Origin of the sequence: Nocardia sp. NPDC052566, assembly GCF_044547285.1 — a bacterium.
GTDB lineage: Bacteria > Actinomycetota > Actinomycetes > Mycobacteriales > Mycobacteriaceae > Nocardia.
The window spans coordinates 308,445-324,273 of record NZ_JBIUAF010000009.1; the positions used below are offsets into that span (position 1 = coordinate 308,445).

Sequence of the window (15,829 nt, forward strand, 5' to 3'; positions counted from 1 at the left end):
CGGTGCGGTGAAGGTGGCGAAGCGAACCGCGGTGGTGCTCGGTGTCATGGTGACAGCGGGCGCACTGCTGGCCGGCTGTGGCGGCAAGGTCGGTGGTGACTCCGGCGGCACCGACGCGAAGAAGCTGGTGCTGATCCCGGGGGTGGCGGACGAACCGTTCTACATCTCGATGCAGTGCGGGGCGGAGGCGGAGGCGGCCAAGCTCGGTTACAAGCTGACCACCCAGGCGCCGACGAAGTTCGACGCGGGCGCGCAGACGCCCGTGCTCACCGGCGTGGTGGCCAACAAGCCGGGCGGCATCCTGATCGCGCCGACCCACGCCACCGCGATGGCCGTGCCGATCAAACAGGCCAAGGATGCGGGCATCAAGATCATCGAGGTGGATACCGCGCTCGAGGACACCTCGATCGCGCTGTCCTCGATCGCGTCGGACAACAAGAAGGGCGGCCAGCTCGCCGCGCAGACGCTGGCGAAGCTGGTCGGCAGCAAGGGCCCCGTGCTGGTGATCAACACCAAGGCGGGCACCTCCACCACCGACGCCCGCGCACAGGGATTCGAGGAAGCGCTGAAGGCCTACCCCGAAATGTCCTCCCTCGGTGTGCAATACAACAACAACGAGGCCGCGCAGGCCGCGTCGATCGTCACCGCGACCCTCGCCGCGCATCCCGACCTCGCCGGCATCTTCGCCACCAACCTGAGCTCCGCCGAGGGCGCCGCCACCGGCCTGCGCAACGCGGGCAAACTCGGCCAGGTCAAACTCGTCGGCTTCGACGCCAGCCCGAAGCAGGTCGAAGACCTGAAAGCCGGTACGGTGCAAGCGCTGATCGCCCAGGACCCGGGCGGTATCGGCGCCAAGGGCGTCGACGAGGCCGCCGCCGCCTTGGAGGGCAAGCCGGTTACCCGCACCATCCAAACCGACATGGTCGCCATCACCCAGGCCGACATGGACGCCAACTCCAAGTACTTCTACAAGCGCAAGTGCTGAAAGAATAAGCCCCACAAGGCAAAGGCCCAGCCGACCGCAAGTAACCACCCACGGTCCGCTGGGCCGCCGGGCGCAGTCGAACGGCCGCACGACACGCCGCAACCCACGGCCATTCGACCGCGCTCGATCTCCCGAGTTGGCCGAGCACAGTCGAACGGTTGCGGTGTCCTGCCGACGTGATCGTGGACGATCGATCGGGGCGAGGGCTAATCTTCCACGCGGACAGCGAAGCCCGCGTTCTCCAGGGCGTGCAGGACGTCGTCGCGGTGGGTGGGGCCGCGGGTTTCGAGGGTGAGGGAGACCTCGACTTCGTCTACCGCGAGCCAGGCGCCGGTGCGGGAGTGCGAGACGTCGACGACGCTGGCGCCGGTTTTGCCGACGACGGCGAGCAGCCCGCTCAGCGCGCCGGGGCGGTCCGTGACCGTCACCCGCAGTGCGAGGTAGCGGCCCGCGGCGCTGAGGCCGTGGCCGATGACTCGGGTGAGCAGCAGTGGATCGATGTTGCCGCCCGAAAGGAGAACGGCGACTTGGCCTTTGAGGTCGAGTTCGGTTGCCGCGCAGCTCATCAGCGCGGCAACGCCCGCCGCGCCCGCGGGCTCGACGATCAGTTTCGCGCGCTCCAGGCAGAGCAGCAGTGCTTTCGACAGCGCTTCCTCATCGACGGTGAGCATTTCGTCGACGCACGCGGTGACGTGGGCGAACGGCACCGCGCCCGGTACACCGACCGCGATACCGTCGGCCATGGTGGACAACCTGTTCGCCCGTACCGGCCTGCCCGCCGCAAGCGATTCCGGCCAGGCGGCGGCGCCCGCCGCTTGGACGCCGACCACCCGCACGTGTGGTGCCAGGTGCCGCATGGCGATCGCGACACCCGCCAGCAGTCCACCGCCGCCGGTCGGTACCAGGACTGTGCCGATATCCGGTTGCTGTGCAAGCATTTCCAGCGCGACAGTCGCCTGCCCGGCCACGATGTCGGGATGGTCGAACGGGTGGATCAGCGTCGCGCCGGTGTGCTCGGCGAAGTCGACCGCCGCGGCCAGCGCGTCGTCGACGGTCTCGCCCACCTGCTGCACCTGCGCGCCATAGGCCTTGGTGGCCACCAGCTTCGGCAGTGAGGCGCCGACCGGCATGAACACCGTCGAGGCGATGCCGAGCGAGGAGGCCGCCCACGCCACGCCCTGCGCGTGATTGCCCGCGCTCGCCGCCACCACACCCTTCACCCGTTCGGCGGGCGGAAGATTCGCGATCCGGTTGTAGGCGCCGCGCGGCTTGAACGACCCGGTCCGCTGCAGGTTCTCGCATTTGAGCCACACATCGGCCCCCGCGATATCGGCCAGCACCCGCGACGCCACCAGCGGCGTCCGCCGGATCACCGGCTCCAGCAACTTCGCCGCCGCCTCGATCTGATCGAGCCCGATCAACTCCATGCCGCCGATCCTGCCAGCTGCCCAGGGAGATGTCGCTCACATCGACGTCATCTGCGCACTGTGTGGAGCAACATGCTCACTATCTCCGCCCTTCGCGCGCACATTGCCAACCCGCCACCGGGGAGAGTCAGCGTTTGGCGTAGTGGTGGGCCAGGGCGCCGAGGCGGGCCAGGCGGGCGTCGCCGAGTGGGGTGAGTTTGCCGCCCAGGCGGTTGGTGACGAAGGCGAGGGACATGCCGGTGGCCGGGTCGGCGAAACCGCCGGAGCCGCCGAGGCCGAAGTGGCCGAACGCGGAGATGGGGTCGGATTTGGAGGGTTTCATCGGGACGCCGTGATAGCCGAGGGCCCAGGGGATGCGGAAGGCGAGTACGTAGTCGGGGGTGAAGACCTGGCGGCGGGTGATCGTCGCGATGGTCGCCGGTGTCAGGAGCTGGACGCCGTCGAGCAGGCCGTCGTTGGCGAGTGCGCCGTACATGCGGGCCAGTGCGCGGGCGGAGAAGACGCCGTTCACGCCGGGGATCACCGAATCGTGCAGGCGCGGATCGGAAACCAGGTCGGCGAAGCCGAGTGGCGTGGTTTCCATGGCGGCCGCGAACCTGGTCTTCGCCAGCATCCGCGAGCTGTTCTCCCAGCTCATGCCCGCCACGGTGAGCCGGGGGAAGTTGGTCGCGATGCGGGCGCGCTGATTGTGCGGCACACGGAACCAGAGTTCCTCGGCGCCAAGGGGTTCGGCGATCTCGGTACGCAGCGCCTCGGTGAACTCCTTGCCGCTGACGCGATGGATCAGCTCGGCGACCAAGTGGCCGTAGGAGATTCCGTGATACCCGCTGGTCCGGCGGTGGCGCGGATCCGGGGGAGCGGCGGCGAGCGCGGCGGTGATCGCCGCGTCGTCGAAGAAGCTGTCGGTAGGTCCGGGGAGGAGATCCCGAAGCCGGTGCAGGCCGGCGCGATGGGTGAGCAGTTCGCGGACGGTGATGTGTTCCTTACCGGCGGAACCGAATTCGGGCCAGTAGGTCACCACTCGCTCGTCGTAGTCGAGCTGCCCGCGCTCGGCGAGCACGTGGAGCAGCGTCGAGGCGACACCTTTGCCGGTGGAATACGCCATCGCGACCGTATCGTGCTGCCACGGCTCGTCCGGTCGCGCGTACCCGGCCCATACGTCGACGACCGGCTCGCCGTGCTGGTACACGGTCAATGCCCCGCCACCGTCCTCCGGCCGCCGGAACAAGCGGTCGAACTCGGCGACCAGGCCCACGAAGCGCCGATCGACGAACTGGGTCGGCGGAGAAACCGTCATCGATAGCCTCTGTTCTCGAGCGTCGTGCGCAGCCGGGCCGAACCTCCGCGCCGGACGAGTGAAGGCGAGGCAGTCCGCTCAGACAGCATTGCATGGCGGACACGCCCGCTCCGACACTCGGGTGGCCGCGTCCGCGACCGGCACACGGTCGGCCAGGCAGTCCGCCTTCGCGGCCCACTCGCCATGCGACCGGTCGGTACGGTGAACGTTTTCCCGGGTGTCACACACATGACCCTGTCCGCAACACGACGCGCCTAGCGTGGGCCCATGCCACCGAGAAGACGTTCGGCGCTGCTCGCGAGGTTGGTCGTGGACGAACCCGGTCGTCCGCAGGTGATCCTCGGCGAGCTGCGCCGCGTGATCCTGGACGGTGCCGTACCGCCGTGCACCGGGATACCGCTGCGTGAGGTGGCGGAGTTGTTCGGAGTCAGCCACATTCCGGTGCGTGAGGCGCTCAAGACGTTGCTCGGCGAGGGGTTGGTGACGCACCGCCCGCACGGCGGCTACGCGGTGGCTCAGCTGACCCCGAACGAGCTGCGCGAAATGTATATCGTGCGGGAAACATTGGAGACCGCCTCGCTGGCCGCCGCGGCAACCAACGCGACCGCCGCCGACCGCGCCGCGCTGCTGGATGTGAATTCCCTTCTGGAGCAGGCGATTCGGGACGACGATCCGGCCGCCTATCATCGCCAATCGCGCAATTTCCATGTCGCGCTGACCAAACCGTCACGTATGTTCCGGCTACTGCACATGCTCGAATCGGCATGGAACGTCACCGAACCGGTCCAGTCGATGGTCCATATCGGCCGCGCCGACCGGGTGCGGCTGCATACCGACCACGCGCTGATGCTCGACGCCTTCCTCGCCCGCGACGTGCCGCGCTTACTGCTGGTCGCGGAGGGGCATCATCGCCGCCTGGAATCGGTGATCGCGACACTGCCCACCGATACCGGGCTACTCGCGCCGGAAGATATATCTGCCGCGCAATAGCGGTGCAATAACCAGGCAACGGACGGGCAATGCGCCGTTTCTACTGTCGATTCGATCGGCCACCTGCGACTGCTCGCAGGTCGCTCGTAAGGACAAGTTCCACCTTCGGATCGGACAGATCATGACCGAAACACTCGCCACCGTGGCGCCCACCGCACCGGTGGCGCCCGGCTACGACCCGCGGCTCACCAACGCGGACCTGGCGCCGCTGCGCAAGCAGACCTGGGGTTCGTACAACATCGTCGCGTTCTGGATGTCGGACGTGCACAGCGTCGGCGGCTACGTCACCGCGGGCAGCCTCTTCGCGCTCGGTCTCGCCGGTTGGCAGGTGCTTGCCGCGCTGTTGATCGGCATCACCATCGTCTACTTCTTCTGCAATCTGGTCGCCAAGCCGAGCCAGGTCACCGGTGTGCCGTATCCGGTGATGTGCCGCAGCGCGTTCGGTGTGCGCGGCGCGAATATCCCCGCCGTCATCCGCGGCCTGATCGCGGTGGCCTGGTACGGGATCCAGACCTTTCTGGCCTCGGCGGCGCTCGACGTCGTTCTGGTGAAACTGTTTCCGGGTCTCGCGCCGTACGCGGTGGTGGAAGACTATGGTTTCCTGGGGCTTTCGCTGCTGGGCTGGGGCAGCTATCTGTTGCTGTGGGTGGTGCAGGCGTGCGTGTTCTGGCGGGGTATGGAATCCATCCGCAAGTTCATCGACTTCTGCGGTCCCGCCGTCTACGTCGTGATGTTCGCGCTGGCCGGATATCTCATCGCCGAGGCGGGCTGGAGCGCGATCGACCTGAACCTCGGCGAGGTGACCTATACCGGATGGGCCTCGGTGCCGGTGATGCTCGGCGCCATCGCGCTCGTGGTGTCCTATTTCTCCGGGCCGATGCTGAACTTCGGTGACTTCTCCAGGTATGGAAAGACTTTCGCCGCGGTCAAGCGCGGCAACCTGCTCGGGCTTCCGGTCAACTTCCTGCTGTTCTCGCTGCTCGTGGTGATCACCGCGTCGCTGACGGTGCCGGTGTACGGCGAACTCATCACCGACCCGGTCGCGACGGTGGCCCGTATCGACAGCACCTTCGCGATCGTCTTGGGCGCGTTGACCTTCACCGTCGCCACCATCGGCATCAATATCGTCGCCAACTTCATCTCGCCCGCGTTCGACTTCTCGCACGTGAGCCCGCAGCGGATCAGCTGGCGCGCGGGCGGCATGATCGCCGCGGTCGGCTCGGTGCTGATCACGCCGTGGAACCTGTACAGCAATCCGGAGGTCATCCACTACACGCTGGAAGTGCTCGGCGCGTTCATCGGACCGCTGTTCGGTGTGCTCATCGCCGACTACTACCTGGTGCGCAAGCAGCTGGTCGCGGTGGACGACCTGTTCACCATGTCGGAGACCGGAAGCTACTGGTACCGCAAGGGATACAACCCCGCTGCGGTCATCGCGACCGCGGTCGGCGCCGTCGTCGCGGTGGTTCCGGTGCTGGCCAAGGGGACGCCGGGGATGTACACGGCCGCCCAGTACAGCTGGTTCATCGGCTGCGGAGTGGGTTTCGCGCTGTACCACCTGCTGGCGACCCGAACGCGATGGGCCGTGCGGGGAGTGCCCGCCTGATGCGCATCCGGGTGGTCAACCCGAATACGACGCGGGCGATGACCGACGCGATCGAGCGGTGTGCCAGGGCTGTCGCGGGCCCCGGCACCGTGCTCGACGCGGTCGCCAACCCGACGGGGCCCGCCTCCATCGAAAGCCACTACGACGAAGCCCTCAGCGTCCCAGGCATTCTCGCCGCGATCAGGCAGGGCGAAGCGGACGGTGTCGACGGCTACGTGCTGGCCTGCTTCGGCGATCCCGGCCTCGATGCCGCCCGGGAACTGGCCGCGGGACCGGTGATCGGGATCGCCGAGGCGGCCATGCATACGGCAAGTCACCTCGGCCGTGGCTTCAGCGTCGTCACCACACTGGGCCGGACCATCGGGCGCGCCGGTGATCTCGCGGAACGCTATGGGATGCAACGGTTCTGCCGCGGCATCCACACCTGCGAGCTGCCCGTGCTCGCGCTGGATACCGATCCGGACGCGCGGAAGATCGTCACCGAGGCCTGCCGCGCCGCGGTCGAGGCCGACGGTTCGGATGCGATCGTCCTCGGCTGCGCGGGGATGGCGGAGCTGTGCGCGCATCTTCGCGACGAGATCGGTGTCCCGGTGGTCGACGGGGTGGCGGCCGCGACGCTCACCGTCCAATCGCTGCTCACCCTCGGGCTGCGTAAGTCGGGGCGAGGGGAGTACGCGCCCCCGCCGCCCAAGCCCTACACCGGGCTCCTGCACGCCTTCACCCTCGAGCCGCAGCGCTAGACCATTCCGCAGGCGCTCATGCACCCGCGGCTCGCGACCTCGCGCACGGTAGATCCTGTCGGCGGCCTGATCGACAGAAACCATGACTTTACGTAGATATGCGCATCTACAGATGTGTGCGCGCTGAAGGCGGCGAAGACACGCCGAGGGTGGCCGACCAAAGACCGGCAAAGAGTGGTGTGGGATGCTCAGCCTGCTCGTGCTCCACCGTTTCCGCTGGTACACCCGCTGGCGACCGTCGAAGGTCGCCGAGACGAAACCGGCCGACGAGAAGGGGTGTGACGTGTCGATGCTTGCGAAGGCCGCTATGGCGGCGATACTTTCGGCCGCCGCCGCGCCGTTGGGCGCGGGGCAGGCGACGGCTTTACCGCCCGCGGGCAGTTGCGCGGGTGGTGAGTTCCGCTGGACCGCGATCAACGGATTGATCGGCATGCAGCCACAGCTGCTGACGTTCACCTCGGTCGGGGTGCTCCGAGATTGCGTCGGCGGGCCGCCGGAAATCACGAGCGGCACCTTTACCGGGACGCATATCGCCTGGTCGGATTGCATGCATCCGGCGGACGGGCCGATCACGGTGAACATCACCTGGTCCAATGGGGAGAGGAGCACCCTGACCGGACCATGGCCGGTAACCATGGTCCAGCCGACGGTGGGACCGCTGGAGGTGATCGACGGTCTCGGCCGTGGGTATCACGCCGAGATTGTCGCCGAATACGAGATGATGACGCCCGAGATGATCGGTGGCTGCTTCGGTCCCGGATTGCGCACCGGAACCGGCCGGGTCAGCGGGACGACGTTCCAGTGACGTCGCGCGCCTCGTCGGCGACGCTCAGCACGCCGGCCAGCCACGGGGTGTAGCTCGCCGGATCCGAGGCGAGCGCGTCGCGCAACGCGTCGGGCTGGATCCAGGCGTAGTCGGCGACCTCGTCCGGATCCGGGTCGGGTGCTCCTTCGAGGAGCATCCCGACCAGGACGTGGTCGTATTCGTATTCGACTCGCCCGGTGGCCGCGTCGGTCGCCTGATACTGATAGACGCCGACCTCACGCAGCTCGGTAGCCAGTCTCATCTCCTCGGCCAGGCGCACCGCCGCCGCGGCGGTGACCGCTTCACCGGGTGCGGGATGCCCGCAACAGGTGTTGGTCCAGAGATTGGGGAAGCGGGTCTTCACGGCCGCGCGCTGCTGGAGCAGTACCCGTCCCGCGTCGTCGAACAGCAGCACCGAGAACGCGCGGTGCAGCTGGCCGGGGGCGGTGTGGGCCTGCGACACCGGGCAGGCGCCGACCGCGCGGCCGGTCTCGTCGACGAGTTCGACGGGCAGCGCCTCGCGGTCGGACGTCGGGCCAAGCATTTCGGTCACCTTCCTACTTTATCGGCGGCGATCATGAGGTACTGGAAACTGCCCTCCTTATATGCGGTAAGGAACGGCTTTTCCACGCCGGTCGCGAGTTCGGATTTCGTGCGCAGCTCCCAGTAGGGGATGGTCGCCGCGGTCAGGTCGACGACGTCGATCGGCACCAGGTTGTTGTCGGCCATCGCGCGGAAGTACTCGCTGCGCGGATGGATCATGCAGCCGTAGTGCGCGTCGATCCAGCTGACCGAGGACGAGCGCCCGCCGGTCACATCGTTGGAGCAGCCGGTGATGCACACGTAGCGCCCGCCGGGCTCGAGCAGCCGGGAGAATTCCCGGAACAGCTCGAAAAGGTCGACGTACATGGTGGTTTCGTTGGTCCAGATGCCGCGCAGCGCGCCGGTGTCGAAGCCGGTGTCGAGCATATTGCGGAAGTGGAACCGCACCTTGTCGGCCACCCCGCGCTGTGCGGCCTGCTCATTGGCGAAGCCGACCTGGTACTCGGAGATCGTCACGCCGTCGACCTGGCAGCCGAACCGCTGGTTGGCCATGAAACTCGTACCGCCCCGGCCGGATCCGCCGTCCATCAGCCGGTCACCGGGGCGTACGTCGCCGAGATGGTCCAGCAGCAGATCGGCCTGCGCGGTCTCCAGCCGGTGCAATTCCTTGACCAGGCGCTCCTGCCGGGTGTCCTCCGGTCCGTCGAGCACCGACAGGTCGGGATCGCCGATGCCGTAGTGATGGTGGTACAGCCCGTCGACCTCACCGAGTTTGGTGTTGACCCGATCGTCGTTCGGATTGTTGTTCCAATATTCGGCGACCGACTTCTGATAGCTGGTGCGCAGCACGGCACCCGTATCGGGGTTGAGCATGGTCATACCAGGTCATCCTCTCGTTTGCGTACTGCCTATTTCGAGTCGTTGTAGCGTCTGCTGCGGGCATGCCAGGCGCGGTTGCCGCCCATCCAGGCCCACAGCCCGCCGAGGAAACGGCGGAGTTCGGGCGAACCCGCGGCGGCCAGCGGCGCCGCCTCGCGCTCGAACCGGTGCACCAACTCGTCGTGGACGTCGGCCGTGCGCTGCACCGCCTCGCGCCGGGAGCAGTGCTCCTCGGCGGCGAGCACCGTCGGCAGGTTGAACTCCCGGCCGTTCGAAAGATCCTCGCGCGCCATGGAATACAGGTCGTTGACCATCTGGGCGGCCAGCGCCGCCGTGGTGGTCACCCTGCGCACCAGCGGATCGGTGTATTCGGCGGCCTGGAGCTCGTAGCCGCCGACCACATCGATCGGCGCCATGCACGGCAGAAAACTGTGCGGCTGCCTGTTGGTGAGGTATTCCCACACCGGTGGCATCCGCTTGGCACCCCGCCAGCCCGCCTCCGCGCCCAAAGCGATGAACCAGCCCGCGATTTCGGTACGCAGCCTGGCCACCTGCGCCGGGGTCGCGTAGTGCGAGATGTGCTCGAAGGACGTGCGGAAGGCACGCAGGATCGGATCCGCCTGCATGGCTCGCTCGAGCTCCGCGGCGTATCGGACCGGCAGGTGCGCCGGATCCATTGCCGCGGCGGCCAATTCGAGCCGCGGCCCGAGTTCGGCCTCGGCGCTGGACGGGGTGCCGTCCGGCGCTCTGCTGTCGGCGTCCTCCTCGCAGTAGTAGTCGTCGACCGACCATTCGGTCACCGCGCACTTCGCGGCGGCGAGCAGCCGGTCGGCGTCGTCGCTGTCCGGGTGGGCGAGCATGATCAGCCTGCCGAAATCGGCAGCCCTGAGCTCGTCCAACCGCCCGGCGTACAAGCCGATCTCCTCGGCCCAGGCGATCAACCCCTCGTTGACGAGCTCGGCGAGTGCCGGATCGTCGCGTACCGGCGGCGGACAGTACAGCGGTGGAATCCGTGCGCTCGGCGTCCGAACCGGGTACGCCGAGGCCGTGCCCAATCCGGTAGGGCCGGACGCGATCCGCGATACCTGGGCGGTATCGGCGGGGCCGGGCGCCGATACCGGGAGCTGCCGTGGATCGGCCGATCCGGTACCCAAACCGGTGGGGCGGCAAGGTATTTCGCATTCGGTCACCGGCTCGACCGTGTCGACGTCGGCGACGACAACGGGTTCGTCCGGTGTCGCCGGTGCGACATCGGCTGCCACCAATGCGACCGGTACCACCGGTGCGATCAGTGCGGTCGCGATACCGACGGCGGGGGTGACCCCCGCGCCGTTCATCGATGCCAGCCGCAATGCGGGCGCGCCGAGCCCGACCGGGCCGAGCAGGTGCGCGGGGGTGTGCCGCGCACCTGAAGGCTCCGTATCGTCCTGTGCTACTTCCGTTTCCAGGTGTGCGCCCGCCGCCGCGAACAGATCGGCGGGCGCGGTGGTGGTGAGATCAGCCAGCAGCGCGGCGACGGCGGCGGCCACGTCGTGCGTGGCCGCGGGCGCCGCGGCGCGGGAGAGCACCGACATCGTCCATCACCCCAGTCAGTCCGTTTGCCGGGCGACCAGGACATTGTCGAGAATTCCGAGCGCATCCGGCACCAGCACGGCCGCCGAGTAGTAACAGCTGACCAGGTAGGAGATGATCGACTGATCATCGATGCCCTTGAACCGGACGTTGAGGCTCGGCTCGTACTCGTCGGGAATTCCGGTCTGGTGCAACCCGATAACGCCCTGATCCTTTTCCCCGGTGCGCATGGCGAGGATCGAGGTGGTCTGGTTCTCGCTGACCGGAATCTTGCTGCACGGGTAGATCGGCACGCCGCGCCACCCGAACACCCGGTGTCCGTCCACCTCGACAGGATCCGGATACAGTCCGCGCTTGCTGCACTCGCGGCCGAACGCGGCGATCGCCTTCGGGTGTGCCAGAAACAGTTTCGTGCTGCGCCGCATGCTCAGCAGGTCGTCCATGTCGTCCGGTGTCGGCGCGCCGGACTCGGAGTAGATGCGCTGCTTGAGATCGCAGTTGTGCAGCAGGCCGAAGTCGGCATTGTTGACCAGATCGGATTCGCGGCGTTCGTAGAGCGCCTCGATGGTCAGCCGCAACTGCTGCTGCACCTGGTTCATCGGATCGTTGAACAGGTCGGCGACGCGCGTGTGCACGCGAAGCACGCTCTGCGCCAGGCTCAGTTCGTATTCGCGCGGCGCCGCGTCGAGGTCGACGAAGGTGCCCTCGAGCAGTGGTTCACCGGCGTGGCCCGAGGCGATCTCGATATCGGCCTCGCCCTTGGTGTTCTGCGGAGCGGCGGGCGCGGCGGCCACCCTGGACAGTTGCTCGCGCAGTGCCGGGATGTTCTCGAGCAATTCCTCGAGCGTTTGCCGGGGGAGCACCAGCATTGTCGTCTTGGTGACGGTCTTGACGGTGACCGGCCAGATCGCGTCGGCGTCGGTGAGCGTTTGGTCGCCGTAGAAATCGCCGCCGCCGAGCATGCCGAGCATGGTGTGCTCGCCGTATTCGCCGGAGCCGATCTTGCTGAGCTTGCCGTGCACGATCAGCATGACCTGATTCATCGGATTGCCGAATTCGGCGACCACTGTGCCGGGGTCGAGATCGCGTTGTTCGAATCGCTGTGCGAGCGCGCGCAGCACTTCTTCGTCGTCGAATCCGCGCAATTGCGGGAGTTCCTGCAATTCCAGGGGAATCACCCTGGCCTGCGACCCGTCGACGACGAATTCCACCTCGCCGTTGCCGACGGTGTGGGTCAGACGGCGGTTCACGCGATAGACGCCGCCGTTGACCTGAGTCCACGGCAGCGTGCGGGTCAGCCAGCGGGACGTGATGCCCTGCATCTGTGGTTCGGATTTGGTGGTGTGCGCCAGTTGATGAGCGGCGCTGGTGCTCAGGCTCTTTCGGCCGTTGGTTTCTGCTTGGACTGGCATTTCGATGGTCATGCGTGGTCCTCACCTGGAGATGGTCACCGAGATCTTGCGGTTTACATAGCGAAGCGGCAGGCGGCTGAGGCCTGCGGGATTTTCTAAACCGAGCGAATTGGCTTGCGCGACAGTGCGTTCCAGACGAAACGATGATAAGTCGGTAATCCTGTTGTGCGCAGCCGTTTTCCGAAGATGTCAACCGTTCGTTCGGATGGTCACGACATGCGCTCGATTCCCGGAACGTGCGGTGACATCCTGGGATGAAACCGAGCCGGACCGTCCAGTCGCTGACCGGTAGCCCCGCGCCGCGCCGCGCCGCGGGGCCGCGACCGGTCAGGGGGCGCTGACGGATCGCGGAGACGGATACTGGACCATGGAACCTGTCACAGCCGACACATAACGGACACACCGTATGGGAAGCTCGTCTCAGCAGATCCGGTGTACATGTTGGGGGCCGGAAGGCCGTGCCTTCGGCTGTATACGCGGATATGACATGGGTCACGTTCAGGGTAGGGCCAGGAGCGATCGTGAAATTCAGTGCTAAAGATGTCGTCGGGTCGATGCAGCGGTTGATGGCGACCGCGCAGAACGGCCTTGAGGTGATCCGTTTCGGCGGGTTGACCCACGATGTCGAATCGTCGCCCTACGAGATCGTCGAGCGCAGGCGGATGTATCGGCTGCGGCACTACTTCCCGGACGACGCGACACCCGACCGCGGCCTGAGCGACGGGCCCGGAGGCGGCAGCTCGCGTAACCACGAAGGGCCCCGGGAAGGCCGCCATGGAAACCGCCCCGTCGCGCTGCTGGTGCCGCCGCTGATGGTGAACGCCGACATCTGGGACGTGAACGCCGAGGACGGCGCCGTCGGCATCCTGCATCGCGGCGGAATCGATTGCTGGGTAGTCGATTTCGGCTCGCCCGCGAGCGAGGAGGGCGGCTGGGAGCGCGACCTCGCCGACCACGTGCTCGCGGTGAGCAGCGCCATCGACACGGTGGCCGAGGCGACCGGTGTGAGCGTGCATCTGATGGGCTATTCGCAGGGCGGCATGTTCGCCTACCAGACCACCGCCTACCGCTACGGCAAGGGTGTCGAATCCATCGTGACCTTCGGCAGCCCGGTCGACGCCGTCGCGGGCATGCCGTTCGGCCTGCCCTACGGCATGGTCTCCGATGTCGCGGACTTCTTGGCCGATCACGTGGTGACCAGACTGCCCATCACCGATTCGATGGTCCGCATCGGCTTCCAGATGCTCGATCCGGTGAAAACCGCCAAGGCGCGCATCGACTTCCTGCGCCAGCTGCACGACCGGGAAGCGCTGCTGCCCAAGGAACGTCAGCGTCGCTTCCTCAACAACGACGGCTGGGTCGGCTACGCGGGCCCGGCGGCAGCGGATCTGCTCAAGCAGTTCGTGGCGCACAACCGGATGATGCTCGGCGGCTTCGTGATCCGCGATCAGCCGGTCTCGCTGGCCGAGCTGAAGTGCCCGATCCTCGCCTTCGTCGGCGAGGTCGACGATATCGGCCAGCCCGCCGCGGTGCGCGGCATCGTGCGCGCCGCGCCGAATGCCGAGGTCTACGAGGCCAGCCTGGTGGCGGGCCACTTCGGGCTCGTCGCGGGCAGCATGGCGACCAACCACACCTGGCCGTTGGTGCGCGACTGGATCGATTGGCTCGACCGTGACAAGACGCTGCCCGCCGGCATCGTGCCGATGGCCGAACATGTCGCCGCGAACCGGCCGCGCACGGCGGCGACCAGGGTGGTGCACACCGCCGCGAGCCTGGCCGAGGCGGGCGCGGGCATGGGCAAGGCCATCGAGGGCATCGCGAGCAATACGATGCGCGGCTCGGTCGAGCTTGTCGGCGAGGCGGCCCGCGCGCTGCCCCGGCTGACCAGGCTCGGCATGATCCAGCCGCATACCCGGATCTCGCTCGGCAGGCTGCTCACCGAGCAGGCGCGCCGCGCGCCGCTGCGCGATCTGTTCCTGTTCGACGACCGGGTGCACACCAATGCCGCGGTGAACGTCCGCATCGATAACGTGGTGCGCGGGCTCATCTCGGTCGGCATCCGCCCCGCCACCCGGGTCGGCGTGGTGATGGAGACCAGGCCGAGCGCGCTGGCCACGGTGGCCGCGCTGTCGCGCCTCGGCGCGGTGGCGGTGTTGCTCGCACCGGGCAGTGAACTGGACCGCGCCATCGAACTCACCGGCGTGACAACGGTGGTGGCCGATCCGGAAAATGTGCGCCAGGTCGCGGAGACCAGCACCAGGGTGCTCGTCCTCGGTGGCGGTGACGCCCGCGATCTCGATATCCCCCTGGGCGACAAGGTGATCGACCTCGAGCAGATCGACCCGGCGTCGGTGCGGCTGCCCGCGTGGTACCGGCCGGATCCGGGTCTGGCGCGCGAGCTGGCCTTCGTCCTGGTGAGCGGCACCGGTGATCGGCTGGAGGCCAAGTACATCACCAATCACCGCTGGGCACTGTCCGCCTTCGGCACCGCGACGAGCGCCGACCTCGACCGCAGGGACACGGTGTACTGCCTTGCGCCGCTGCATCATTCGTCCGGTCTGCTGGTGAGCCTCGGCGGCGCGATCGCGGGCGGCAGCCGGATCGCGCTGGCCCGCTCGCTCGACCCGACGCGCTTCGGCGAGGAGGTGCACCGCTATGGCGTCACCGTGGTGACCTACACCTGGACCATGCTGCGCGATATCCTCGACGCCGACGTTTTCCCTGCGCCGCACCGTCATCCGATCCGGCTGTTCATCGGCTCCGGCATGCCCGCCGGCCTGTGGCGGCGCACCACCGAGCAGTTCGCGCCGGCCAGGGTGCTGGAGTTCTACGCCTCCATCGAGGGTGATGTGGTGCTGGCCAACGTGACCGGTGTGAAGGCGGGCTGCAAGGGCAGGCCGGTGCCGGGCACCGCGAAGGTCGAACTCGTCGCCTACGATCCGGTCACCGGCCGGATCGGCACCGACAGCGCGGGTTTCGCGCGCCGCTGCGCCGACAACGAAGTGGGCCTGCTCATCGGCAAGGCCTCCGACGGCGTCGACATCTCCGACGGCGGCCTGCGCGGGGTGTTCACCGCGGGCGATTCGTGGATGCCGACGGAGAACCTGTTCCGCCGCGACAGCGACGGCGACTACTGGCTGATCGACCGCAAGGACACGGTCACGCTGACGCCGCACGGGCCGGTGTACACCCAGCCGATCGTCGACGTGCTCAACGACATCACCGCGGTCGACATGGAGGTCGCCTACGGCATGCCGGTCGGCGACCGCTGCCTCGTGGTGGCGGCGGTGAGCGTGCGCAAGGGCTTCCGGTTGGCGCCCAAGGACGTCACCGAGGCGCTGCGCGCGCTCGACTCCGATAAGCGGCCCGATGTCGTCTACGTCGTCGACTACATTCCGCGCAGCGCGTCCTACCGCCCGTCGACCAGCGCGGTGCGGGCGGCGGGTGGCCCGAAGCCGGGGGAAAGCACCTGGTTCTACCGGCCGGAGACCGAGACGTACGAGGTGGTGCCCGAGGCCGAGGCGCGAGAGCTCCTCGGCGCCTGAACGAGTTGAAAAAGACGCCGCCGGAACG

12 protein-coding genes are annotated in these 15,829 nt (G+C 67.6%); 6 read left to right on the top strand and 6 right to left on the bottom strand.

The features are described from left to right. The first annotated feature begins 13 nt into the window (after nt 1-13). Nucleotides 14-985 carry an ABC transporter substrate-binding protein gene (locus ACIG5A_RS42110; RefSeq protein WP_397250911.1) on the top strand — a complete coding sequence of 324 codons (972 nt, stop codon included), beginning with the start codon at nt 14-16 and terminating at the stop codon, nt 983-985. 206 nt (nt 986-1,191) lie between these two features. Here ACIG5A_RS42110 and ilvA read toward each other — a convergent pair whose 3' ends face one another. Continuing rightward, entirely contained in the window at nt 1,192-2,412 is a 1,221-nt protein-coding gene (gene ilvA, locus ACIG5A_RS42115; RefSeq protein WP_397250913.1) for a threonine ammonia-lyase, read from the bottom strand. Nucleotides 2,413-2,539: 127 nt separating this feature from the next. Continuing rightward, nucleotides 2,540-3,709: a serine hydrolase domain-containing protein gene (locus ACIG5A_RS42120; protein WP_397250915.1), complete on the bottom strand. Its 1,170-nt coding sequence runs from the start codon at nt 3,707-3,709 to the stop codon at nt 2,540-2,542. Nucleotides 3,710-3,976: 267 nt separating this feature from the next. Here ACIG5A_RS42120 and ACIG5A_RS42125 point away from each other — a divergent pair, with 267 nt between their 5' ends. The 4 genes from ACIG5A_RS42125 (at nt 3,977) to ACIG5A_RS42140 (ending at nt 7,850) form a co-directional block, all read left to right on the top strand. Then, nucleotides 3,977-4,699: a GntR family transcriptional regulator gene (locus ACIG5A_RS42125; protein WP_397250917.1), complete on the top strand. Its 723-nt coding sequence runs from the start codon at nt 3,977-3,979 to the stop codon at nt 4,697-4,699. 121 nt (nt 4,700-4,820) lie between these two features. Then, entirely contained in the window at nt 4,821-6,305 is a 1,485-nt protein-coding gene (locus ACIG5A_RS42130) for an NCS1 family nucleobase:cation symporter-1 (protein ID WP_397250919.1), read from the top strand. Then, the gene (locus ACIG5A_RS42135) at nt 6,305-7,045 is read left to right on the top strand and encodes an aspartate/glutamate racemase family protein (RefSeq protein WP_397250921.1); all 741 of its coding nucleotides are present in this window, start codon (nt 6,305-6,307) and stop codon (nt 7,043-7,045) included. Before ACIG5A_RS42130 ends, ACIG5A_RS42135 begins: the two co-directional genes overlap by 1 nt. Nucleotides 7,046-7,229: 184 nt before the next feature. Further along, the gene (locus ACIG5A_RS42140) at nt 7,230-7,850 is read left to right on the top strand and encodes a hypothetical protein (RefSeq protein ID WP_397250923.1); all 621 of its coding nucleotides are present in this window, start codon (nt 7,230-7,232) and stop codon (nt 7,848-7,850) included. On the opposite strand, the gene idi is transcribed toward ACIG5A_RS42140, so the two are convergent. The 4 genes from idi to ACIG5A_RS42160 are packed head-to-tail and all read right to left on the bottom strand — an operon-like array spanning nt 7,828 to nt 12,268. After that, entirely contained in the window at nt 7,828-8,394 is a 567-nt protein-coding gene (gene idi, locus ACIG5A_RS42145) for an isopentenyl-diphosphate Delta-isomerase (protein ID WP_397251004.1), read from the bottom strand. The two genes, ACIG5A_RS42140 and idi, sit on opposite strands and share 23 nt — an antisense overlap. A gap of 5 nt (nt 8,395-8,399) precedes the next feature. Then, entirely contained in the window at nt 8,400-9,272 is an 873-nt protein-coding gene (locus ACIG5A_RS42150; RefSeq protein WP_397250925.1) for a geranyl diphosphate 2-C-methyltransferase, read from the bottom strand. Nucleotides 9,273-9,301: 29 nt separating this feature from the next. Continuing rightward, nucleotides 9,302-10,846, bottom strand: a complete 1,545-nt coding sequence (locus tag ACIG5A_RS42155) for a family 2 encapsulin nanocompartment cargo protein terpene cyclase (protein WP_397250927.1) — start codon at nt 10,844-10,846, stop codon at nt 9,302-9,304. A 15-nt stretch (nt 10,847-10,861) separates the two neighbouring features. Continuing rightward, nucleotides 10,862-12,268 (bottom strand): family 2B encapsulin nanocompartment shell protein, encoded by a 1,407-nt coding sequence (locus tag ACIG5A_RS42160; protein WP_397250929.1) that lies wholly within the window; start codon nt 12,266-12,268, stop codon nt 10,862-10,864. A gap of 470 nt (nt 12,269-12,738) precedes the next feature. Between ACIG5A_RS42160 and ACIG5A_RS42165 the strand changes: the two genes are divergently transcribed. After that, entirely contained in the window at nt 12,739-15,801 is a 3,063-nt protein-coding gene (locus tag ACIG5A_RS42165; RefSeq protein ID WP_397250931.1) for an acyl-CoA synthetase, read from the top strand. Nucleotides 15,802-15,829 lie beyond the last annotated feature (28 nt).